The organism is Nocardioides sp. NPDC092400 (genome assembly GCF_040684155.1).
Taxonomy (GTDB): Bacteria; Actinomycetota; Actinomycetes; order Propionibacteriales; family Nocardioidaceae; genus Nocardioides.
In genome coordinates this window covers 25,633-46,816 of record NZ_JBFBFJ010000011.1, presented here as the reverse complement: position 1 = coordinate 46,816, position 21,184 = coordinate 25,633, and the positions used below count along the sequence as shown (strand labels likewise).

At 75.5% G+C, this 21,184-nt stretch carries 23 protein-coding genes; 13 read left to right on the top strand and 10 right to left on the bottom strand.

The window, feature by feature from the left end; all coding sequences use genetic code 11:
- Window positions 1-2: 2 nt before the first annotated feature.
- From AB0N29_RS20510 to AB0N29_RS20480, 7 genes are all read right to left on the bottom strand, one after another.
- Complete coding sequence (locus AB0N29_RS20510; protein ID WP_302266786.1) at window positions 3-584, bottom strand: 4-amino-4-deoxy-L-arabinose transferase; 582 nt, start codon at window positions 582-584, stop codon at window positions 3-5.
- Window positions 562-1,782 carry an amino acid deaminase/aldolase gene (locus AB0N29_RS20505; RefSeq protein ID WP_302266785.1) on the bottom strand — a complete coding sequence of 407 codons (1,221 nt, stop codon included), beginning with the start codon at window positions 1,780-1,782 and terminating at the stop codon, window positions 562-564. The genes AB0N29_RS20510 and AB0N29_RS20505 overlap by 23 nt, the downstream gene beginning before the upstream one ends.
- A 31-nt stretch (window positions 1,783-1,813) precedes the next feature.
- A complete protein-coding gene (locus AB0N29_RS20500; RefSeq protein ID WP_364870028.1) occupies window positions 1,814-2,260 on the bottom strand; it encodes a hypothetical protein in 447 nt (148 codons plus the stop codon).
- A gap of 68 nt (window positions 2,261-2,328) precedes the next feature.
- Window positions 2,329-3,513, bottom strand: a complete 1,185-nt coding sequence (locus AB0N29_RS20495; protein WP_364870025.1) for an LLM class flavin-dependent oxidoreductase — start codon at window positions 3,511-3,513, stop codon at window positions 2,329-2,331.
- A complete protein-coding gene (locus AB0N29_RS20490; RefSeq protein WP_302266782.1) occupies window positions 3,510-4,556 on the bottom strand; it encodes an ABC transporter substrate-binding protein in 1,047 nt (348 codons plus the stop codon). Before AB0N29_RS20490 ends, AB0N29_RS20495 begins: the two co-directional genes overlap by 4 nt.
- Window positions 4,553-5,407 carry an ABC transporter ATP-binding protein gene (locus AB0N29_RS20485; RefSeq protein ID WP_364870021.1) on the bottom strand — a complete coding sequence of 285 codons (855 nt, stop codon included), beginning with the start codon at window positions 5,405-5,407 and terminating at the stop codon, window positions 4,553-4,555. Before AB0N29_RS20485 ends, AB0N29_RS20490 begins: the two co-directional genes overlap by 4 nt.
- Entirely contained in the window at window positions 5,395-6,222 is an 828-nt protein-coding gene (locus AB0N29_RS20480; protein WP_302266780.1) for an ABC transporter permease, read from the bottom strand. Before AB0N29_RS20480 ends, AB0N29_RS20485 begins: the two co-directional genes overlap by 13 nt.
- A gap of 98 nt (window positions 6,223-6,320) precedes the next feature.
- On the opposite strand from AB0N29_RS20480, the gene AB0N29_RS20475 reads away from it, so the two are divergent.
- From AB0N29_RS20475 to AB0N29_RS20450, 6 genes are all read left to right on the top strand, one after another.
- Window positions 6,321-6,836, top strand: a complete 516-nt coding sequence (locus AB0N29_RS20475) for an SseB family protein (RefSeq protein ID WP_364870017.1) — start codon at window positions 6,321-6,323, stop codon at window positions 6,834-6,836.
- Window positions 6,837-7,149: 313 nt separating this feature from the next.
- Window positions 7,150-7,833: a translation initiation factor IF-3 gene (gene infC, locus AB0N29_RS20470; RefSeq protein ID WP_364870101.1), complete on the top strand. Its 684-nt coding sequence runs from the start codon at window positions 7,150-7,152 to the stop codon at window positions 7,831-7,833.
- Between the two features lie 93 nt (window positions 7,834-7,926).
- A complete protein-coding gene (rpmI, locus tag AB0N29_RS20465) occupies window positions 7,927-8,121 on the top strand; it encodes a 50S ribosomal protein L35 (protein ID WP_302266778.1) in 195 nt (64 codons plus the stop codon).
- Window positions 8,122-8,204: 83 nt separating this feature from the next.
- The gene (gene rplT, locus AB0N29_RS20460; protein ID WP_154617256.1) at window positions 8,205-8,597 is read left to right on the top strand and encodes a 50S ribosomal protein L20; all 393 of its coding nucleotides are present in this window, start codon (window positions 8,205-8,207) and stop codon (window positions 8,595-8,597) included.
- Window positions 8,594-9,412: an RNA methyltransferase gene (locus tag AB0N29_RS20455; RefSeq protein WP_364870098.1), complete on the top strand. Its 819-nt coding sequence runs from the start codon at window positions 8,594-8,596 to the stop codon at window positions 9,410-9,412. Before rplT ends, AB0N29_RS20455 begins: the two co-directional genes overlap by 4 nt.
- Before the next feature lie 56 nt (window positions 9,413-9,468).
- Complete coding sequence (locus AB0N29_RS20450; protein ID WP_364870012.1) at window positions 9,469-9,753, top strand: hypothetical protein; 285 nt, start codon at window positions 9,469-9,471, stop codon at window positions 9,751-9,753.
- A 10-nt stretch (window positions 9,754-9,763) separates the two neighbouring features.
- Here AB0N29_RS20450 and AB0N29_RS20445 read toward each other — a convergent pair whose 3' ends face one another.
- A complete protein-coding gene (locus AB0N29_RS20445; RefSeq protein WP_364870010.1) occupies window positions 9,764-10,600 on the bottom strand; it encodes a glycosyltransferase in 837 nt (278 codons plus the stop codon).
- Complete coding sequence (locus tag AB0N29_RS20440; RefSeq protein ID WP_364870007.1) at window positions 10,597-11,574, bottom strand: glycosyltransferase; 978 nt, start codon at window positions 11,572-11,574, stop codon at window positions 10,597-10,599. Before AB0N29_RS20440 ends, AB0N29_RS20445 begins: the two co-directional genes overlap by 4 nt.
- Window positions 11,575-11,738: 164 nt before the next feature.
- On the opposite strand from AB0N29_RS20440, the gene AB0N29_RS20435 reads away from it, so the two are divergent.
- Genes AB0N29_RS20435 through AB0N29_RS20405 form a run of 7 tightly spaced genes read left to right on the top strand, consistent with a single transcriptional unit; the run spans window position 11,739 to window position 20,165 of the window.
- Window positions 11,739-13,385, top strand: coding sequence for a carbamoyltransferase C-terminal domain-containing protein (locus AB0N29_RS20435; RefSeq protein WP_364870004.1), 1,647 nt, complete (start codon window positions 11,739-11,741; stop codon window positions 13,383-13,385).
- The gene (locus AB0N29_RS20430; protein WP_364870002.1) at window positions 13,382-14,905 is read left to right on the top strand and encodes an HAD-IIIA family hydrolase; all 1,524 of its coding nucleotides are present in this window, start codon (window positions 13,382-13,384) and stop codon (window positions 14,903-14,905) included. The genes AB0N29_RS20435 and AB0N29_RS20430 overlap by 4 nt, the downstream gene beginning before the upstream one ends.
- Window positions 14,902-15,948, top strand: a complete 1,047-nt coding sequence (locus tag AB0N29_RS20425) for a glycosyltransferase family 9 protein (RefSeq protein WP_364869999.1) — start codon at window positions 14,902-14,904, stop codon at window positions 15,946-15,948. Before AB0N29_RS20430 ends, AB0N29_RS20425 begins: the two co-directional genes overlap by 4 nt.
- Complete coding sequence (locus tag AB0N29_RS20420) at window positions 15,945-17,156, top strand: glycosyltransferase (protein WP_364869996.1); 1,212 nt, start codon at window positions 15,945-15,947, stop codon at window positions 17,154-17,156. Before AB0N29_RS20425 ends, AB0N29_RS20420 begins: the two co-directional genes overlap by 4 nt.
- A complete protein-coding gene (locus AB0N29_RS20415; protein WP_364869993.1) occupies window positions 17,153-17,800 on the top strand; it encodes an SIS domain-containing protein in 648 nt (215 codons plus the stop codon). The genes AB0N29_RS20420 and AB0N29_RS20415 overlap by 4 nt, the downstream gene beginning before the upstream one ends.
- Entirely contained in the window at window positions 17,797-19,194 is a 1,398-nt protein-coding gene (rfaE2, locus tag AB0N29_RS20410) for a D-glycero-beta-D-manno-heptose 1-phosphate adenylyltransferase (protein WP_364869990.1), read from the top strand. Before AB0N29_RS20415 ends, rfaE2 begins: the two co-directional genes overlap by 4 nt.
- On the top strand, window positions 19,191-20,165 hold the full coding sequence (locus AB0N29_RS20405; RefSeq protein WP_364869988.1) for a glycosyltransferase family 9 protein: 975 nt from the start codon (window positions 19,191-19,193) through the stop codon (window positions 20,163-20,165). Before rfaE2 ends, AB0N29_RS20405 begins: the two co-directional genes overlap by 4 nt.
- Here AB0N29_RS20405 and AB0N29_RS20400 read toward each other — a convergent pair.
- Window positions 20,110-21,072, bottom strand: coding sequence for a UDP-glucuronic acid decarboxylase family protein (locus AB0N29_RS20400; RefSeq protein WP_364869985.1), 963 nt, complete (start codon window positions 21,070-21,072; stop codon window positions 20,110-20,112). The genes AB0N29_RS20405 and AB0N29_RS20400 overlap by 56 nt on opposite strands.
- Window positions 21,073-21,184: the final 112 nt, after the last annotated feature.

Genomic DNA, 21,184 nt, shown 5'->3' with positions numbered 1-21,184 from the left:
GGTCACCCTAGGTGGACGGCGGGGGTGCGGCCGGTCCCGTCCACCAGCACGTCGGCGCGCGCCCGGGTCCCGTCGGCGGCGAAGTGGGCCGCCTCCGCCACCCCCCAGCGGTGCCAGTGCGGCTCGACGGCGGCGCCGTCGCGGGCGAGGCCGCGGGCCAGGCGCAGGTCGGCCGGGGCCTCGACCCACACCAGGACCGTGGCCAGGGCGGCGTACGCCGCGGAGCCGGCGCCCACGCCCTCGAGCACGCGCAGCGGGGCGGGCGGCACCGTGACCGTCCCGGCGTACGCGCCGGCGTGCCAGTCGTAGCGTCGGTAGCGGCCGGCCTCGCCCCGCGCGAGCGGGAGGAGGAGCGTGCCGAGCTGGTCGCCGACGCGGGGCAGGCCGTCCCAGCCGTCGTACAGGTCGTCCATGTGCAGCACCGGCGCGTCGCCGAGGGCGCCGATCCGCCCGGCCAGCGTCGTCTTGCCCGAGCCCGCCGGTCCGTCGACGCAGACGAGGCGGCCGCCGCCCAGGGTGGCCGGGCGCGCCCGGGCCAGCCCCAGGACGACCGCGGCCGGGTCAGAAGACGAGGCCGTGCCCACGGTAGGTGGGGACCTCCTCGACGAACCGGTCGCCGCGCAGCAGGTGGACGCGGTCGGTGTGCTCGAAGAGCTCCCCGGACTTGGCGTGCCGGAACCACACCAGGTCGCCGATCGAGAGGCGGCCGGCGGTGGGGCCGGTCAGGGGCGTCTGCACCTCGCCGGCGCCCTCGAGTCCGGTGAGCCGGAGGCCGGCCGGCGCCCACGGCGTCGGCAGCCGGTCCCGGCCGGCGGCGCCCGAGGCCGCGAAGCCGCCACCGTGCACGGTCGCGACGTCCGCCGACGGGCGACGGACCACCGGCACGCCGTAGTACGCCGCCGGGCGCGGGTCGAAGGAGCGGTAGTGGTCGAACAGGGTCGGCACGAGCAGGCCCGAGCCGGCGGCGACCTCGGTCACGACCGGGTCCGCGACGGTCGACTCCACCGATCCCGAACCGCCACCGTTCCACAGCTCGAGGTCGACCAGCGGAGCGAGCGCGTCCGCGACCGCCCGCCGGCGCTCGGAGAGCTGGGTGCGGGAGGCCGCCTTCAGGCCGCGCACGACCGTCGAGCGGGCGCGGCTGGTCGGCACCGCGTCCGGCACGCCCGCGACCTGGCCCTCGTACGTCATCACGCCCACGAGCCGGAAGCCCGGTCGCTCCAGGACGTCGCGCGCCAGCCGGGCGACGTCCTCGGGGTCGTGCAGGGGGCTGCGCTTGGGCCCGACGTGCCGCCCGCGCACCCACAGGCCGGCGTCGACCTCCAGCGCGACCCGGACGGGGACGGCGGAGGAGGCCCGGACCGAGTCCACGACGTCGAGGTGGGCGACGTCGTCGACCATCAGCGTCACGTGGGCCGCGGCAGCGGGGGAGGACACGAGCCGGGCGAGCGCGCCGCGGTCGACGGTGGGGTACGCCACGAGCACGTCGTCGGTGACGCCCTGCTCCTCCAGCCACAGCGCCTCGCGCAAGGTGTAGGCGAGCACGCCCTGGAAGCCCTCGGTCGCCAGCGCCCGGCGCAGCAGCGCGGGGACCCGGATGGACTTGGACGCGACGCGGACCGGCTTGCCGCCGGCCCGGCGCACCAGGTCGGCGGCGTTGGTGTCGAAGGCGTCGAGGTCGACCACCACGACGGGGGTCGGCAGGTCTCCCTCGGTGGCCGCGACGGCCGTGGAGAGCCGGGTCCAGAGCCGGTTGCGGCTGACGTCGTCGAGGTGGGTCATCGCAGGAGCCTAGGAGACGCGGTCACCCCGGTCAGGAGATGCCGCGCTTGCGCAGCAGCGCCTCGATGTCGGCGAGGTCGTCGTCGCCGCCGTCGGGCGTGCCGATCGCGGGCTTCCCCTTGCCCGTCGCCCGGCGCGGCTCGGGGTCGGACCGCGGCGCGCCGTCCACGGCCTTGGCGCGCTCACGGTCGCGGACCACGCCCGAGACCACCAGCAGCACCGCGGCGACGCCCGCCAGGACGATGCCGGACCAGACCACGGGGCTGAGCACCAGGCCGGTGGCCCAGTCGCCGACGGCGGTGCCGATCCGGGTGAACATCCGCAGGGTGTCGGTGAGGTACGCCGCGACCGGCAGCAGGGTCAGGCCCGCGCCGCGCAGCCCGGAGGCCAGCCCGCTGCGCCGGAACGCGTGCCAGGTCCACACCGCCCCGAGCACGGTCAGGGTGAGTGCGAGGGCGGCCCACGTCGCGTCGTCCACGGGACCAGCCTGCCACGCGGCCCGGCGTACCTACTCCAGGAGCGCCGAGCAGGCCGGTCCGGTGGCGGTCAGGCGGGCGCCAGGGCCGGGGCCGCGCCGGCGGCCGCGCCGAGCAGGCCCCGACGACGCAGGTGCGGGACGACCCCCTCGGCGAACCAGTAGGCCTCCTCCACGTGCGGGTAGCCCGAGAGCACCAGCTCGTCGATGCCGGCGCGGTGGTAGGCCTCGACGAGGTCGGCGACCTCCTCGTGGCTGCCCACCAGCGAGGTGCCCGCACCGCCGCGCACCAGCCCGACGCCCGACCAGAGGCCGGGGTGGACCTCCAGGTCGTGCGCCGAGGAGTACGACGCGCCCGACCGGCGCAGCGCGGACATGCGCTGCTGGCCGGTCGACTCGCTGCGTGCCTGCGCGGCCTGGGCGGCCTCGACCGTCGCCGGGTCGAGCCCGTCGAGCAGCCACTGCGCGTGCCGCCAGGCGTCCTCGGAGGTGTCCCGCGACAGCGTGTGCACCCGCAGCCCGAAGCGCATCGTGCGCCCCTGCGCCGCGGCCAGGTCCCGGACCCAGGCGACCTTCTCGGCCACCTGGTCCGGCGGCTCGCCCCAGGTCAGGTAGACGTCGGCGTGCCGAGCGGCCACCGGACCTGCCGCTGCGGACGAGCCGCCGAAGTAGACGGGCGGGACCGGGTCGATCCCGTCGCTGACCAGCGCGCCCTCGGCGCGGTAGTGCGTGCCCTCGAAGTCGTACGGCGCCTGCGACCAGGTGCCGCGGACGACCTCGAGGAACTCGTCGGTGCGGGCGTAACGCTCGTCCTTGGGTGCGAGGTCGCCGAACCGGGCCTGCTCCTTGGGCTCCCCGCCGGTGACGACGTTGAGCATCAGCCGCCCGTCCGAGATGCGCTGGTAGGTGGCCGCCATCTGGGCGGCGAGCACCGGGTTGACCACGCCGGGGCGGAAGGCCACGAGGAACTTCAGCCGGGTGGTCTCCCGCACGAGCGCGGCGGTGGTCAGCCACGCGTCCTCGCAGAAGGTGCCGGTCGGCGTGAGCACGCCCTCGAACCCGAGCTTCTCGGCGGTCCGCGCGACGTCGGCGAGGTAGTCGAGGGTCGGGGGCCGGAACCGGTCGCGCACCGAGTCCCCGAGGGTGTCCGCGAGCCCGGTGGTGAGGTCGTGGGGGACGCCCTGCCCGGCACCCACCAACCCCCGGCTGTCGCCGGAGGTCGGCAGGAACCAGTGCAGCGTCAGCGGTGCGGTCACTGGACGGCGTCGCCGGTGGTCGCGTCCGCGAACTGGTCGCTGAAGAAGCCCGACACGTCGACCTCCTCGGGGATCAGCCCGTTGGCGGTGAAGGTGTCGGCCATCTGCTGCTCGGAGTCGATGACCTCCTGGTCGATCGGCTGCGGTGTCACGGGGCGGTTCTTCGCGGCGGCGAGGGTGACCTCCTCGCTCAGGCCGGTCTGCTCGGCCCACACCTTCGCCCAGTCCTGCTGGTTCTCCGCCGACCAGATCTGGGCCTTGGTGATCCGGGTCAGGTAGTCCTCGAGCGCCGCCGTGGTGGCCTCGTCGTCGAGTGCGGACTGCGAGGCGACCTGGAAGTTCAGTCCGTTGACCAGCCCGTCGCCGTCGACGAGGACGCGTGCGCCCTCGTCGACCACGGCCTGGGAGGTGTAGGGGTCCCACACGGCCCAGGCGTCGACGTGGCCGTTGGCGAACGCCGCGAGCGCGTCGGCGGGCTGGAGGTTCTGGACCTCGATGTCGTCGTAGGTCAGGCCGGCCTCCTCGAGCTGGGCGAGCAGGTTGTAGTTGGCCGAGCTCCCCTCGGCGACGGCGACCTTCTTGCCCTTCAGCTCCGAGACGTCCTGGATGGTGGAGTCCTTCGGTACCAGGATGGTGTCGCCCTTGCCGGTGTAGGAGGCGGTGGCCACCATCTTGAAGGTGCCGCCGGCGGCGGCCGCGAAGACCGGTGGGGTGTTGCCGACCATGCCGACGTGGATCGCGTCGGAGTTGAGGGCCTCGAGGATCGGCGGGCCGGAGGTGAACTCCTTCCACTCGATGGCGTACTCGGTGTCGTCGAGGCCGGCGGCGGTCAGCAGCGCCTTGGCGCTGGTGCCCTTCTGGTCGCCGACGATCAGGGTCACCTGGGAGAGGTCGACCTCGCCGTCGTCGCCCACGGCGGCCTCGTTGCCGGTCGCCGAGCCGCCGCAGGCGGCGAGCGCCAGGGTCGTGGCGGCGAGCACCGCGGTCAGGGCGGTGCGCAGGCCGCGCCGGCGGCCGGGCCTCGGGGTGGTGGTGCGGGTCATGCTGCTCCTCGCTTCGCGGGCTGGGTGGGGTGGGCGGGGCCGAGCTCCCCGGTGACGGGGTCCCGTCGGGGGTTCGGCGGGGTGGGCTTGACGCCGAGGGCCCCGAGCACCTCGGCGCGGGTCCGGGCGATGTCCGGCTGGGAGGGGGCGCGGTCCGACCGCGGCAGGGAGATCTCCCAGGTGCGGGCGATCCGTCCCTCGTCCATCACGACCATCCGGTCGGCGAGCGCGAGCGCCTCGTCCACGTCGTGGGTGACGAGCAGGATCGCCATGGAGTGGCGACGCCACAGCTCGATGACGAGCTGGTGCATCTCGATCCGGGTCAGGGCGTCGAGGGCGCTGAACGGCTCGTCGAGCAGCAGCAGCGCCGGGTTGCTCACCAGTGCCCGGGCCAGGGACACCCGCTGGGCCTGGCCGCCGGAGAGCTGCAGGGGCCAGGCGTCCAGCTTCGCGCCGAGCCCGACCTCGGCGAGGGTCTCCTCGGCGAGCGTGAAGCGCTGCTTGCGCTCGGGGCTGTTGAGCAGGGCCAGCGCGACGTTCTGCTGGACCGTGCGCCAGTTGAGCAGGCGCGGCTCCTGGAAGGCGACGCCGGTGCGGCCGTTGACCTCGATCTCGCCGGCCGGGGCCGGGTCGAGGTGCGCGAGGCTGCGCAGGAGGGTCGACTTGCCGCAGCCGCTGCGGCCCAGGAGGGCGACGATCTCGCCGTGCCGGACGTCGAGGTCGATGTCGCGCAGGACGTGGGTGTCGCCGAAGGAGCGGTTGTGGCGGCGCACTCGGGCGACGTGCTCACCGCCGGGCGACGGGGGAGCGGGCGGGCTGGCGGTGGTCGTGCCGGGGGTCAGGAGCGCCATGCGAGGGCCTTCCTCTCGAGGTAGCGGACGACGGCGTCGGTGGCGAGACCGAGCAGGCTGTAGACGGCGAGGCCGACGACGATGACGTCGGTCTGGAGGAAGTCCTTGGCGTGGTTGATCATGTAGCCGAGCCCGGACTGGGAGGCGATGGTCTCCGCGACGATCAGCGACAGCCACGCGATGCCGAGGCTCTGCCGCAGGCCCACCAGGGTCTGGGGCAGCGCGCCGGGGATGACGACGTGCCGGATCCGCTGCGCCCAGGTGAGGTGCAGCGCCTGGGCGGCCTCGAGGGTCTTGCGCTCGATGCCGCGGATGCCGCCGAGCGTGTTGAGGTAGAGCGGGAACGTCGCTCCCAGCGCGATGAGCGCCACCTTCGGCGTCTCCCCGATCCCGAACCAGATGATGAAGAGCGTGACGAGTCCGAAGTGCGGCAGCGTCCGGAGCATCTGCATGGGCGGGTCGATCGCGTCCTCGCCCACGCGGCTGAGCCCGGCGACCACGGCGAGCGCCAGTCCGATCGTGGCGCCGATCGCGAAGCCGAGGCCGACCCGCTGCAGCGAGATCAGCGTCTGGGTGCCCAGCGTGCCGGCCTGGACCAGGTCGAGCGCGGTGGTCGCGACCTGCGCGGGGGAGGCGAGCTTGCGCTCGTCCAGCACCCCGGTCGAGGAGGCCAGCTGCCACAGGGCGACGAGTGCGACGGGGGACACCCATCGACGGAGCAGGTGCAGGGGTGCCCGGCGGCGCCGCCTCGGGGGCGACGCCTGCTGCAGGCGTGCGCCGGCGGGGACGCCGGCGACGGCGGTGGTCGTGTCCATGGGCGTATGTCTACGGAAGTTGGGTACTTAAATCAAGCGACTCGCTCGACTTTGGGCGTGCCGGGCGTGCCGGTCGCGCGTCTGAGACCATCACGGGCGTGAGTGAGCGTCCCGACCAGAAGCGGCTCCTGGGCCCCGGCTTCCCCGACGACGACGGCGGGGCGCCGCCCGGGCTCGTCGCGGCGGCCACGGCGTACGCGACGGACCGCACGCGGTACGGCGACGTGCTCGCCGCCCTGACCACGTGCCGGCTCCTCGTGCCGGTGGTGGCGGTGCTCGGCGAGGTCGAGGTCGACGAGCACGGGCTGGCCCACGACAAGACCTCCGACATGGCGGCCGTGCTGCTCACCGGCGCCGACGGCCGGCTCGCGCTGCTCGCCTTCTCCGGCACCGCCGCGATGGCGGCGTGGGACCCGGCGGCGCGCCCGGTGCCGGTGCCGGCCCGGGTCGCCGCACAGTCGGCGGTGCAGGAGGATGCCGCGGCGCTGCTGGTCGACGTGGCCGGCCCGGTGCGGTTGGTCGTCGAGGGCGAGGACCTGCACGCCCTGGCGGCCGGGTGGACGCTGGCGCGGGTGGGCGACCGGCAGGCATGGATTCGGCCCGGGACGGAATGATCGGCTAGTCTTCCGTGTTGACCGATCAGTGACCTGGGCCAGGCGTGCCTGGACCGGGGAGCAGATCCACAAGCGGGGACCAGCACCATCCGTCTCCCACCCGCAGCGACCGCCGCCCAGCACCACTCGGGCACAGGTCGTCGGGTCCGGTCCTGAAGGCTCCGGCCGTGGCACCTGCACGTACGTCGTGCGTGGCGCCGTGGTGATGGGCAGTGACAGGCCTCCGCTTGCGTCAGCGGAGGCCTTTCGTCATTTCCGGAACCGATCCGGGGAGGCGTCGGGGCCGCCGGCCACGTAGCCACCAGGAGGACACATCAGCACCGAGCTTCGTATCAACGACCGGATCCGGGTTTCCGAGGTCCGCCTCGTTGGACCCAACGGCGAGACCGTCGGCATCGTCCCGACGGCCGACGCCCTCCGCCTCGCGCAGGAGGCCGACCTCGACCTGGTCGAGGTGGCACCCATGGCGCGCCCGCCGGTCTGCAAGCTCATGGACTACGGCAAGTTCAAGTACGAGAACGCCCAGAAGGCCCGCGAGGCGCGTCGGAACCAGACGAACGTGATCATCAAGGAGATGAAGCTTCGTCCGAAGATCGACGCCCACGACTACGAGACCAAGAAGGGTCACGTCGTGCGGTTCCTCAAGGCGGGGGACAAGGTCAAGATCACGATCATGTTCCGCGGTCGTGAGCAGCACCGCCCCGAGCTGGGCTTCCGCCTGCTCCAGCGCCTGGCCGAGGACGTCACCGAGCTCGGCTTCGTGGAGTCGGCCCCCAAGCAGGACGGCCGCAACATGATCATGGTGCTCGGCCCGCACAAGAAGAAGGCCGACGCCAAGGTCGACGTGCAGGCCGCCAAGGACGCCCGCACCGCCGAGCGCGCCGCGGCCGAGGCCGAGGAGCAGGCAGAGCGCGAGGCCGCCCACGCGGCGGGTCCGGTGGCGCAGAAGAAGGAGCGCCGCCGCTCCGAGAACCTCGACCCCGAGATCGACGCCTGACGTCATGCGGACGGGGGTGCAGACCCCGACCGCCCAGAGACTTCCGCCGTGGCACCACCGTGCCGTCGGCAGGACGACGAGAGAGAGACAGAGATGCCGAAGAACAAGACGCACTCCGGTGCCAGCAAGCGCTTCAAGGTGACCGGCTCCGGCAAGATCCTTCGCGAGAAGGCCGGCAAGCGCCACAACCTCGAGAAGAAGCCCTCGAAGGTCACCCGCCGGATGACCGGGACGGTCGAGCTGGCCAAGTCCGACGTCAAGCGCGCGAAGAAGATGCTGGGTCTCTGACCTCGCCCCACCCGAATCCACGGTGGGTCGTCGGCAGCAGCCGATGAGCCCGTCGAGACCATGAGCACCAAGGAGCAAGACAGATGGCACGCGTCAAGCGGGCAGTGAACGCCCAGAAGAAGCGCCGTACGACCCTCGAGCGCGCCAGCGGCTACCGCGGCCAGCGCTCGCGCCTGTACCGCAAGGCCAAGGAGCAGGTCACCCACTCGCTGGTCTACAGCTACAACGACCGGCGCAAGAACAAGGGCAACTTCCGCAAGCTGTGGATCCAGCGCATCAACGCTGCGGCCCGCGCCCAGGGGATGACCTACAACCGCTTCATCCAGGGCCTCAACCTCGCCGGTGTCGAGGTCGACCGCAAGATCCTGGCCGAGCTGGCCGTCAACGACGTCGCGGCGTTCAACGCCCTTGTCGAGGTCGCGAAGAACGCTCTCCCCGAGGACGTCAACGCGCCCAAGGCGGAGGCGTCGGCCTGACGACCCCGCCGCCCCTCGTCGCGGGCAACGCCCGCGTCAAGGACGCACGCAGGCTCAGCCGCCGCTCGGTACGCACCGAGCGGCGGCTGTTCCTCGCTGACGGCCCGAAGGCGGTCGAGGGGGCCCTGGAGCTGCCCGGCGCCGTCGTCGAGGTCTTCGCGACCTCCGAGGCCACCGGGACGTACGCCGCGCTGGCGGCCGCCGCCGAGCGCGCGCAGGTCCGCTGGACCCTCGTCGAGGACAAGGCGCTGGCCTCGCTGAGCGACAGCGTGACGCCGGCGGGCGTGGTCGGCCTCTGCCGCCACCTCGACCGCCCGCTGACCGACCTGCTGTCCGGTGACCGCGCGGCCCGCCTCGTCGCGATCTGCGCCGACGTGCGCGACCCCGGCAACGCCGGCACGGTCGTGCGCTGCGCCGACGCGGCCGGCGCCGACCTCGTGGTGCTCGCCGGCAGCTCGGTCGACGCCTACAACCCCAAGACGGTCCGGGCCAGCGTCGGCAGCCTCTTCCACCTGCCGCTGGCCGTCGAGCCCGACGCGGCCGCGGCCGTGCGCGCAGCCCAGGACGCCGGTCTCGTCGTCCTCGCGGCGGACGGTGCCGGCGAGGTGGACCTCGACGCCCCGGCCACCGCGGACCTGCTCGCCCGGCCGACCGCCTGGCTCTTCGGCAACGAGGCCTGGGGTCTCCCGGCGGAGCTGGCCGGGCTGGCCGACCACCGGGTCCGCATCCCGATCCACGGCCGCGCCGAGAGCCTGAACCTCTCCACGGCCGCCGCGCTCTGCCTCTACGCCTCGGCCCGGGCCCACCGGGCCTGACCGGGCCTGACAGCGCCCGACCGTATGCCGGCCCCCGGCCGGGGAACCCGCACGGCATGCGCACGATGGTGGCCGCGACGGACTCCTGGACCGACCCCGACGGGTTCCGGACCCCGGCCGGCGAGGTGCACGCGTGGTTGCCGGGCACGAACCAGACGCTGTGCGGGATCCCGGTGAAGAAGGCGGGGCTGGGGCGGTTCTCCCACGTCGAGTGGGCCGACGTGCAGCCTGCGACCGGCCGGGACGCCGACCGGGTCTCCTCGGTCTGCCACCGGTGCCTCGCGGCGACGGGGCACCGGCGTGACGAGAAGCGCTGGACGCGCACGAACCCCCGACCCTGAGGAGCCGGGCTCAGGACAGGAGCGCGAGGAGGTCCTCGACGTGCTCGGGCACGACGCGCCGGGCGGCGAGGGCGCGGGGGGAGCGGCGCACGGCGTGCACGAGCCCCCGGGCGGCCGGGAGGTCACGCTCGTGGAGGACCGCGCCCACCTCGCGCAGCACCACCGGCCAGGGACGGCGCATGAGCGTGGTCAGCAGGTGGTTGCGCACGATCCGCGTGCGCCGGTGCCCGCCCGGGTCGCGGACCGGTGAGGGGTGGTGGTGGGCGACGACGTCGTCGACGTAGGCGAGGTCCCAGCCCCGGGCCACCAGGTCCAGGGCGACCCGCTCCTCCTCGCCGGGGAACTCCACCACCGCGTCGAACCCGCCGACCTCGAGGAACGCCTCGCGCCGCACGACCGCGCCGCAGGCCACGAACCCCACGATCGCGGGTCCGGGCAGTTCGCGCGTGCGCGGGAGCGGGCTGTCGGCCAGCCGGGCGCAGAGGCCGTCGAGGCGCTCCTCGGGCCCGACGAGGATCCGGGCGTGGACGACGGCCAGGCGCGGGTGGGCGTCGAGGAGGTCCGCCGCCCGCTCCAGCGCGCCAGGGGCCCACCACGAGTCGTCGTCGGCGAAGGCGACGTACGGCGTGCCGGCGGCCTCGACGCCGAGGTTCCGTGCCGGCGCCGCCAGGTTGTGCGGGAGCGCGATGACCTCGACGTCGGGGAACGCCCGGCCCACGTGCCACGGGGTGCCGTCGCGCGAGCCGTTGTCGACGAGCACCACCGGGGGCTCGTGGTGCGGGAGCGAGCCCTGCAGGTCCGGCCAGCGGTCCCGGCTGATGACGACGGTGGTGACCCGTGCGCTCACCCCGCAGCGCCTCCACCGCGGAGGGCGTCCTCGAGCACGTCGTCCCAGCGCTCGAGGAACCGCGGCAGCCCGTAGTGCTCCAGGGCGTGCTTGCGTGCGTGCGCACCCGCCTCGGCGGCGAGCGCGGGGTCCGCGAGGAACCGGGCGACGGCGGCGCGGAGCTCCGAGCGGCGCGTGGTGACCACCCCGGCCTCCGGCGGCACGGCCACGGACGCCTCGGTGGTGGCGAGGGCGACCACGGGCAAGCCGAGGTGCATCGCCTCGAGCAGGGAGAGCCCCAGCGACGTCCACCGTGCGGTGTGCACGTAGACGCGACGCCGCGAGAGCTCGTCGTGCATCGAGGCCTGGGGGAGGTCCTCGTGGGTGGTCAGGCCGTCGGCGGACGGGAGCTGGTCGACCCGCATGCCGAACACGTCGACCGGACCCGCGGCGAGCAGGTCGGGCAGCAGGTCGGTGCCGACCGAGCGGCCCCGCCGCACCGGGTCGTTGACCACGACCGCGGCGTGCGGCAGCTCGCCGGTCCAGCGCTGGCCGGGGTCCACGATGCCGTGGTCGATGACCGTGGTGCGGGCGTCACCGGTGTCCCAGAACAGCTCGTTGAAGCCGGTCACGTGCACCACCGGCACCGCGGCCTGGTCGGCCATCGGGTGACGGGTGTCCGGCACGTCGGGATGCCCGTGCAGCGGGGTGTTGTGCTCGAGGTAGACCGCCGGCAGGTCGACCCCGGGCCGGCGGCCGAGCCAGCGCTCGGCCAGCTCCAGCTCGTGCGGCCGCTGCAGCACCACCAGGTCGATCCCGGCGCCGGCCAGCTCCTCCGGCGGCAGCTCGACGACGCTCGCGGGCCAGTCCCACGTGCGCGCCCGCCCGAGGCCGTCCGGTCCGCGGTCGGGCGTCACCGGCACGACGTACTCGTGGCGGCCCTGGACGAAGGAGGTGGTCCACGACCCGTGCACGTGCCAGAGCAGGACGCGCATCAGCGGGCGGGCAGCGGGCTCGAAGGGGTCACCTGGCGACGGTTCCCCGGGTGCGGGAGGACATTCACCCGACGGGGCGAGAGCACTTCGAGCAGTGCAGGTCAGCGCGGGTATGCCTTCGTGCCGCGCGGGAACTGCGAGGGCACCCGACAACAGGAGCGCGCGTGAAGGTCCTCGGCATCAACGCCTTGTTCCACGACCCGGCGGCCGCCCTCGTGGTCGACGGCGTGACGGTCGCCGCGGCCGAGGAGGAGCGGTTCTCCCGGCGCAAGCACGGCAAGCGCCCGGTGCCGTTCGCGGCGTGGGAGCAGCCCGAGCTCGCGGCGCGCTGGTGTCTCGAGCAGGCCGGCATCGACGTCTCCGAGCTCGACGCCGTGACGTACTCCTACGACCCCGAGCGGGCCCGCCCGGCCGAGGACATGGGGCTGTTCGACCCCTGGGACCACCTGCGCCAGACGTACGCGCGCCAGGCACCGGGCTTCCTCGCGACCGCGCTGCCCGGCCTGGACCCCGCCACGGTGCGCTTCGTGCCGCACCACGTCTCGCACGGCGCGTCCAGCGCACTGGCCTCGCCCCACCCCGACACCGACGTGCTGGTCCTCGACGGACGTGGCGAGTGCGCCAGCCACCTGGCCGGGCGCTACGAGGGCGGCGGCCTCACCGTCCACGCGGCCCAGGAGCTGCCCCAGTCGCTCGGCCTGCTCTACGAGGACCTCACCGAGCACCTGGGCTTCCTGCGCTCCTCCGACGAGTACAAGGTCATGGCGATGGCCTCCTACGGCAGGCCGCGGTTCATGGACGAGATCCGCGACCTGGTCCGCGCCGACGGCGAGGGCGGCTTCCGCACCCAGGGCGTCGACTGGTCCGCGCTGGCCAAGCGGCTGGCGCCGGGGGAGGAGTGGACCCAGGACCACGCCGACCTGGCCGCCACCGTGCAGACGCGGCTCGAGGAGGTCCTCATCGACCTCGCCGAGTGGCTCCGTCGGCGCACCGGTGGCACCACGCTGACCCTCGCCGGCGGCGTGGCGCTCAACTGCGTCGCGAACACCCGGCTGCACGGCGAGACCGGCTACGAGTCGGTGTGGGTGCAGCCCGCGGCCGGCGACGCCGGCACGGCGCTGGGGAGCGCCCTGCACCACGCCTACACCCACGGGGACACGCTGACCCCGATGCGCGGCGCCGACCTCGGCCGCGGGTTCTCCGAGGAGGAGGTCGAGGCGTGGCTGCGCACGGCGCAGGTGCCCTACGAGCGACCTGCGGACGTGGCCGTGGAGGTCGCGGAGTGCCTCGCGGCCGACGGCGTCGTCGCCTGGTTCCAGGGCCGCAGCGAGTACGGCCCCCGCGCGCTCGGGCACCGCTCGCTGCTGGCCCACCCGGGCCGGAAGGAGAACCTCGAGCGGCTCAACGACGTCAAGGGCCGCGAGCAGTTCCGACCGGTCGCGCCGATGGTGCGGGCCGAGCGCGCGGCCGAGATCTTCAGCCGCGGGCCGCTGCCCTCGCCGTACATGCTCTTCGTGCACGACGTCGCGCCCGACTGGCGCGACCGGATCCCGGCGGTCGTCCACGTCGACGGCACGGCCCGGGTGCAGACCGTGGAGTCCGAGGACCACCCGCTGCTCGGCCGGATGCTCGAGGTCTTCGAGCAGCGCACGGGGCTCCCGGTGGTCATCAACACCAGCCTCAACACCGCGGGCCGCCCGATGGTCGACGACCCGCGCGACGCGCTGGAGTGCTTCGGCTCCGCGCAGGTGACGATGCTCGCGATCGGCCCGTTCGTGGTCCGCCGCCGGGGGCTGGCAGGCGTCGCGTGACGGGGCGCCACGCCCGCACCGACACCACCGTCGTCGTCCCCACCGTCGGGCGGCCCAGCCTGCTCGTCCTGCTCCAGCGGCTCTCCGAGCAGACCGTCCCGCTCGACGTGCCCGTCGTGCTCGTCGACGACCGCCGCGAGGGGCCCGACCTGGCCGGGCTGGTGCGCCGCGGGCTGCCGGGCCACGGGCTGGACCTGCGGGTGGTGCGGGCCGGTGGCGGAGGCCCGGCGCGGGCCCGGAACATCGGCTGGCGGCACGCCCGCACCACCTGGGTCTCCTTCCTCGACGACGACGTCCTCCCCGAGCGGGACTGGCACGAGCACCTCCGCGTCGACCTCGAGCTGGCGGACGCGCGCGAGGCCGTCGGGTCCGAGGGGCGCATCCGCGTGCCGCTGCCCACCGACCGCCGACCGACCGACTGGGAGCGCGGGACCGCCGGCCTGGAGACCGCGCGCTGGATCACCGCCGACCTGACCTACCGACGCCGCGACCTGGCCGCCGTGGGCGGCTTCGACGAGCGCTTCCCCCGTGCCTTCCGCGAGGACGCCGACCTCGCGCTGCGGCTCGGCGCCGACCGCGGGCGCGTGCTCGACGGGTCGCGGCTCACCGTGCACCCGGTCCGCCCGGCCGACGACCTCGCGAGCCTGCGGCAGCAGGCAGGCAACGCCGACGACTACCTGATGCGGGCCGTCCACGGACCCGACTGGCACGTCCGCGCCGAGGCGCCGCTGGGCCGGCGCCCGCGGCACGTCGCGATCGCCGCAGCCGGGGTGGCCGCGATCGGGGCCCTGCTCGGCGGGCGGCGACGCACGGCGGTGGCGGCGGTAGCCGCCTGGGCGGTCGGCACCGCCGACTTCGCCTGGGCCCGGATCGCGCCGGGCCCCCGGGACGCCGCGGAGGTACGACGCATGCTGCTCACCAGCGCCGCGATCCCGTTCGCCGCGACCTGGCACTCCGCCCGCGGCATCGTGCGGCACCGCCACGCCGGCCCGTGGCGCGGCCTGCCCGACCTGGTGCTGCTGGACCGGGACGGCACGCTGGTCCACGACGTCCCCTACAACGGCGACCCGGCACTCGTGCGGCCCGTCGACGGCGCCCGCGAGGCGCTGGACCGGCTGCGCGCGCTCGGCGTCCGCCTGGGCGTCGTGACCAACCAGTCCGGCATCGCCCGCGGCCTGGTCACCCGCGAGCAGGTCGAGGCGGTCAACGCCCGCGTCGCGGAGCTGCTCGGGCCGTTCGAGGTCGTGCTGCTGTGCCCGCACGGCCCCGACGACGGATGCGGCTGCCGCAAGCCGGCGCCCGGCATGGTCAAGCAGGCCTGCGCCGAGCTCGACGTCGACCCGGCGCGGACGGTGCTCGTCGGTGACATCGAGGCCGACGTGCAGGCCGCCGAGGCAGCGGGCGCGGTGGGGGTGCTGGTGCCGACGCCGGTGACCCGGGCCGAGGAGGTGGCCCGCGCCGCCCGTGTGGAGCGGTCGCTGCCGGCGGCCGTGGACGCGATCGTCGGGGGGCGCTGGTGACCCGCACGCTCGCCGTACGCCTCGACAGCCTGGGGGACGTCCTCGTCACCGGCCCGGCGGTGCGTGCCCTGGCGGCCGGGTCCGACCACGTGACCCTGTTGTGCGGACCGCGCGGACGCGCCGCCGCGGAGCTGCTGCCCGGGGTGGACGAGCTGCTCTGCTGGCGCTCGCCGTGGATCGACCCCGAGCCGGACCCGGTCGACCGCGCCGACGTCGAGGACCTGGTGCGGCGGCTGGCGGAGCGCTGCTTCGACCGGGCGGTCGTCTTCACCTCCTTCCACCAGTCCGCGCTCCCCACCGCGCTGCTGCTCCGGATGGCCGGCATCCCGTGGGTGGGCGCGATCAGCGAGGACTACCCCGGCTCGCTGCTCGACGTGCGGCACCGCTTCGACGAGGACGTCCCGGAGCCCGAGCGCGCCCTCTCGCTCGCCCGGGCCTGTGGCTTCGACCTGCCGGCCGGGGACGGGGGAGGCCTGGCGGTCCGCACGGCGGTGCCCGAGGCCTCGCCGGTGCCGTACGTCGTGCTGCACCCGGGCACGTCGGTGCCGGCGCGTGCCTGGCCGGCCGAGCGGTTCCGCGAGGCCTGCCACCTGCTCACCGCCCGCGGGGTGACCGTGGTGGTGACCGGCGGACCCGACGAGCGCGACCTGACCGCGTTCGTCGCCGGCGGGGGAGGCATCGACCGCGGCGGCTGCACCGACCTCGGCGAGCTCGCCGGGCTCCTGGCCGGGGCGCGCGTCGTCGTCGTCGGCAACACCGGGCCGGCCCACCTCGCCGCCGCGGTCGGGGTGCCGGTCGTGTCCCTCTTCGCCCCGACCGTCGCGGCCGAGCGCTGGGCGCCGTACACCCCGCACCGGGTGCTGCTGGGTGACCCGACCGCGGCGTGCCGCGGCACCCGCGCGACGACCTGCCCCGTCCCCGGGCACCCCTGCCTGACGTCGGTGACCGCCGAGGAGGTCGTCGCCGCCGCCACCGCGCTCGGCGACCTGCCCGGCACCGCGCCGAGCCGTGCCGCGGGCGCGACCCTGAGGAGGATCCCGTGAAGATCGCACTCGTCTCCGAGCACGCCGACCCGCTGGCGACCCTCGGCGGGGTCGACGCGGGCGGCCAGAACGTCCACGTCGCGGCGCTCGCCGCCGGCCTGGCCCGCCGGGGCCACGACGTCGTCGTCCACACCCGGCAGGACAGCACCGCCGGCCCCGCCCGCGTGCGCACCCCCGACGGGTACGTCGTCGACCACGTGCCGGCCGGCCCGCCCACCGAGGTGCCCAAGGACGACCTGCTGCCGCACATGGGTCGCTTCGCGGAGGTGCTCCGCGACCGGTGGCGCGGATGGCGGCCCGACGTGGTGCACGCCCACTTCTGGATGAGCGGGCTGGCGGCCCTCGACGCGGCCGCCGGGACCGGCGTGCCGGTGGTGCAGACCTTCCACGCGCTCGGGTCGGTCAAGCGCCGCTGGCAGGGCGCGGACGACACCAGCCCCGCCGACCGGATCGCGCTGGAGCGCCGGATCTGCCGTGACGCGGACCGGGTCGTCGCCACCTGCTCCGACGAGGTCCAGGAGCTGTCCGCGCTCGGGCTGGACCCGGCGCGGGCCGAGGTGATCCCGTGCGGCGTCGACGTCGAGCACTTCCGGCCCGGGCGCGCCCCGGCGGCGTCCGGCCGCCGGAGGGTGCTGGTCATCGGCCGCCTGGTCGCCCGCAAGGGCATCGACGACGCGGTCCGGGCGGTCGCCGCTCTGCCCGACGTCGAGCTGGTGGTCGCCGGCGGGCCACGGGCCGACGCGCTGGACGCCGACCCCGAGGCCGGCCGCCTCCGCGCGCTGGCCGCCGAGCTGGGCGCCGCCGACCGGGTCGAGCTCGTCGGTGCGGTCCCGCGCGCCGGGGTGCCGGACCTCATCCGCAGCAGCGACCTGGTCGTGACGGTCCCCTGGTACGAGCCGTTCGGCATCGTCCCGCTGGAGGCCATGGCCTGCGGCCGGCCGGTGGTCGGGTCCGCGGTCGGCGGGCTGCTCGACACCGTCGTCCCCGGCGTCACCGGCGAGCTGGTCCCGCCGCGGGACCCCGACGCCCTCGTCGCGGCCCTCGGCGGCCTGCTCGCCGACGACGTCCGGCGCGCGGCGTACGGCCGGGCGGGGCGGCGCCGGGCGCTGGAGCGCTACGACTGGCGCTGCGTCGTCGAGCAGACCGAGCACGTCTACCAAGCACTCGTCGGCGCCACCGAGCGCCTGACCTCGGAGGTGACCCGATGAGCTCCACCCGCCCCCTGCACACGCCCTGCGACCACGAGCACCTGCTGGAGCTGTCGCGCGCGCTGGAGAAGTTCGGGCAGTGCGTCGACGTCGCGGACGACTGGGGCGTGCGCCTGGCCGAGGTCCTCGACGGCGGCGGCCGGTTGCTCGCGGCGGGGAACGGCGGCAGCGCCGCGCAGGCCCAGCACCTCACCGCCGAGCTCGTCGGCCGGTACCGCGAGGACCGGCCGCCGTTCTCGGCGATCTGCCTGACCGCGGAGACCTCGAGCCTCACCGCGATCGCCAACGACTACCCGCCCGAGGAGCTCTTCGCCCGGCAGGTCGAGGCGCACGGCCGCCCCGGCGACGTGCTGGTGCTGATGTCGACCAGCGGCCGCAGCCCCAACATGGTGGCCGCCGCGGAGCGTGGGCGGGCGGTCGGGATGCAGGTCTGGGCGATGACCGGCCCCCGGCCCAACCCGCTGGCCGAGGCCGCCGAGGAGTCGTGCTGCGTCGACGCGCCGTACACCGCCACCGTCCAGGAGCTTCACCTGGTGGCGCTGCACATCACCTGCGCGGCGCTGGACCGCACCCTGGGCGTCGGCGTCTCGCGGACCCGGATGTCGAACGAGGACCTCGTGTGCCGATCGGGGGCCAGCGCGTGAGCCGCGGGCCGCTCGTCGTCGTGGGCGACGCGCTGCTCGACGTCGACCTGGAGGGGCGCGCCGGGCGCCTGTGCCCCGACGCCCCGGTGCCGGTGCTCGACGACCTCGTCGAGCACGCCCGTCCCGGCGGCGCCGGGCTCGCGGCGGCGTTGGCCGCTCGCGACGGGCACGACGTCGTGCTGGTGTCCGCGGTGGCCGACGACGCCGACGGCGGGCACCTCGCGACGCTGCTGGCGGCGTACGGCGTGCGGCTGGTCACGGTGCCCCACGCCGGCAGCACGCCGGTCAAGAAGCGGGTGCGCTCGGCCGGGCAGTCGCTGCTGCGGCTCGACACCGGCACGGCCGGTGCCGTCGGCCCCGCCCCGGAGTCCGCGCTCGAGGCGATCCGCTCGGCCGGCGCGGTGCTGGTCGCCGACTACGGACGCGGGCTGACCGACGAGCCGGCCGTCCGGGAGGCGCTGTCCGGCGTCGCGGGCCGGGTGCCGGTGGTGTGGGACCCGCACCCGCGCGGGTCGGCGCCGGTCCCCGGCGTGCGCCTGGTGACCCCGAACCGCGACGAGGCCGCGCACTTCGCCGGCGACGTGGGCCGGGACGCGCGCACCCCGCTCGGCCAGGCGAGCGCCCGCGCGGCCGCGCTGGTCGAGCGCTGGTCGGCCTCGGCCGTCGCGATCACCCTCGGCGCCCAGGGGGCGCTGCTGAGCCACGGAGAGTCCTCGCCGTCGGTCCTGCCCGCGCCGCGGGTGGCGGCGGCCGACCCCTGCGGCGCCGGCGACCGGTTCGCCAGCGCCGCGGCCGGGGCCCTGGCCTCGGGGGCGGTGACGACCGAGGCGGTGCAGGCCGCGGTGCTGGCGGCCGCGGACTTCGTCGCCGCCGGGGGAGCGGCGGCCTTCGGCCGGCCCGGGACCGACGGCGACCCGGCCGAGCACGCCCCTCGCGGCCTGGAGCGCGTGGAGCGGGTCCGGGCCGCGGGCGGCACGGTGGTGGCGACCGGGGGCTGCTTCGACCTCCTGCACGCCGGCCATGTCGCGACGCTCGAGGCCGCCCGCGCCCTCGGCGACTGCCTGGTCGTCTGCCTGAACTCCGACGCCTCCGTGCGCCGGCTGAAGGGGGAGGCCCGACCCCTGGTGCCGCAGGACGACCGCGCCCGCGTGCTGGCCGCCCTGGAACCGGTCGACGCCGTCGTGGCCTTCGACGAGGACACCCCGACCGAGGCGCTGCGGCGGGTCCGGCCGGACGTGTGGGCCAAGGGCGGCGACTACGCCGGCGTGGAGCTGCCCGAGGCGGCGCTGCTGCGCGAGTGGGGCGGCCAGTCCGTCGTGCTGCCCTACCTGCAGGGACGGTCCACGACGAACCTGGTGGCCACCGCGGCGGAGCGCGCCGGGCTGGGCGGGTGAGCCCCGGGCGGCCGCGAGCGCTCGTGCTCCGGGCGATCGGCCTCGGCGACCACCTGGCCGGGGTCCCGGCGCTCAAGGCGCTGCGCCGGGCGCTCCCCGACCACGAGCTGGTCCTCGCCGCGCCGGCGCCGCTCGCACCGCTGGTGGCGCTGGTCCCGGCCGTCGACACCCACCTCCCCGTCGCCGAGCTCGCGCCGGTCCCGTGGACCGGGCCGCCGCCGGACGTGGCGGTCGACCTGCACGGCAACGGGCCGGCGAGCCGGCGGCTGCTCGAGGACCTCGGGCCGGGCCGGCTGGTCGCCTACGAGACGGCGGACGGCCCCCGGTGGGACCCCGAGGAGCACGAGCGCGCGCGGTGGTGCCGGCTGGTGACGACCGCCTTCGCCCTCCCACCGGTGGAGGCGGATCCCGACGACGTCTCGCTCGACGCGCCGCCGGCCGCCCCGCAGGTCGCCGGGGCCGTCGTCGTGCACCCCGGCGCGGCCTACCCCGGGCGGCGGTGGCCGCCCGTCCGGTTCGCGCAGGTCGCCCGCGCGCTCGCCGCGGCGGGTCACCGGGTGGTGGTCACCGGCTCGGCCGCCGAGGCGCCCCTGGCCGAGGAGGTACGCCGCGCGGCCGGCCTCCCGGCGGCGGCCGTCCTCGCGGGGCGCACCGACCTCGGCGGGCTGGCCGCCCTCGTCGCGGCCGCGCGGCTGGTGGTCTGCGGCGACACCGGCACCGCGCACCTCGCCTCGGCGTACGCGACCCCGTCGGTGCTGCTCTTCGGGCCCACCCCTCCGCACCGCTGGGGGCCACCGGCGCGCGGCCCGCACACCGTGCTGTGGCACGGCACCGGGCCCGGCGACCCGCACGCGACCGAGCTCGACCCGGCCCTCGCCGCGATCGGCGTGGAGGAGGTGCTCGAGGCGTGCCGCGTCAGGCTGTCGCGGGCTGGGTCCGCTCGCCGGCCATCCACCGCACCGTCCGGCTGAGCCCCTCGCGGACCGGTGTGGACGGGCGCCAGCCCAGCAGCTGCTCGGCGCGGCCGATGTCGGGGCGCCGCACCTTGGGGTCGTCGGTCGGGAGGTCGACGAAGTCGACCCGGGAGTCCGAACCGGTGAGCTCGGTGATCAGCTCGGCGATCTGGAGCACCGTCAGCTCCTGGTCGTTGCCGATGTTGACCGGCCCCGGCTCGCCCGAGGCCGCCAGCCGCAGGAGGCCGTCGACGGTGTCCTCCACGAAGCACAGGGAACGGGTCTGGCTGCCGTCGCCGGCGACGGTCAGCGGCTCGCCGGCGAGCGCCTGGTGGACGAAGGTCGGCACGACCCGGCCGTCCTGGTCGGCCATCCGCGGGCCGTAGGTGTTGAAGATCCGGGCGATCACGGTGTCCACGCCGCGGTGCTCGCGGTAGGCGGTGGTGAGGGCCTCGGAGAACCGCTTCGCCTCGTCGTACACGCTGCGCGGGCCGATCGGGTTGACGTTGCCCCAGTAGGTCTCGCGCTGCGGGTGCTCCAGCGGGTCGCCGTACACCTCCGAGGTCGAGGCCATGAGGAAGCGGGCGCCCTTGCGCTCGGCCAGGTCGAGCGCGTTCGTGGTGCCCCGGCTGCCGACCATCAGCGTCTCGACCGGCATCCGCAGGTAGTGGACCGGCGAGGCCGGCGAGGCGAGGTGCAGGACGAGGTCCACCTCGCCGGGGACGTCGAAGGGCTGGCACACGTCCGCGACGACCAGGTGGAAGCCCGGGTCGTGCAGCAGGTGCGCGACGTTGTCGCGGCCACCGGTGACGAAGGAGTCGACGCACCACACCTCGTGACCGTCGGCGAGGAGCCGCTGGCACAGCCAGGACCCGACGAAACCCGCTCCACCGGTGACCACCGCGGTGCCTGCTGTGCGCCTCATCCGTTGTCCGCCTCTCCCGTCGACGTGCGCACCCCTCGTGCCGGGGCGCTCGGAACGCTCGGTGCCGCGGGGGTACCCGGGGCCGACCACTTCATCCCTCCGGGCGGGAGTG

What these genes read in the sequence shown, in the direction of transcription:
- AB0N29_RS20490 (WP_302266782.1), bottom strand. Translation starts at nt 4,556, where the DNA reads ATGACCCGCACCACCACCCCGAGGCCCGGCCGCCGGCGCGGCCTGCGC.
- AB0N29_RS20415 (WP_364869993.1), top strand. Translation starts at nt 17,153, where the DNA reads ATGAGCTCCACCCGCCCCCTGCACACGCCCTGCGACCACGAGCACCTG.
- AB0N29_RS20485 (WP_364870021.1), bottom strand. Translation starts at nt 5,407, where the DNA reads ATGGCGCTCCTGACCCCCGGCACGACCACCGCCAGCCCGCCCGCTCCC.
- AB0N29_RS20505 (WP_302266785.1), bottom strand. Translation starts at nt 1,782, where the DNA reads ATGACCCACCTCGACGACGTCAGCCGCAACCGGCTCTGGACCCGGCTC.
- AB0N29_RS20480 (WP_302266780.1), bottom strand. Translation starts at nt 6,222, where the DNA reads ATGGACACGACCACCGCCGTCGCCGGCGTCCCCGCCGGCGCACGCCTG.
- AB0N29_RS20450 (WP_364870012.1), top strand. Translation starts at nt 9,469, where the DNA reads ATGCGCACGATGGTGGCCGCGACGGACTCCTGGACCGACCCCGACGGG.
- rpmI (WP_302266778.1), top strand. Translation starts at nt 7,927, where the DNA reads ATGCCGAAGAACAAGACGCACTCCGGTGCCAGCAAGCGCTTCAAGGTG.
- AB0N29_RS20400 (WP_364869985.1), bottom strand. Translation starts at nt 21,072, where the DNA reads ATGAGGCGCACAGCAGGCACCGCGGTGGTCACCGGTGGAGCGGGTTTC.
- AB0N29_RS20440 (WP_364870007.1), bottom strand. Translation starts at nt 11,574, where the DNA reads ATGCGCGTCCTGCTCTGGCACGTGCACGGGTCGTGGACCACCTCCTTC.
- rplT (WP_154617256.1), top strand. Translation starts at nt 8,205, where the DNA reads ATGGCACGCGTCAAGCGGGCAGTGAACGCCCAGAAGAAGCGCCGTACG.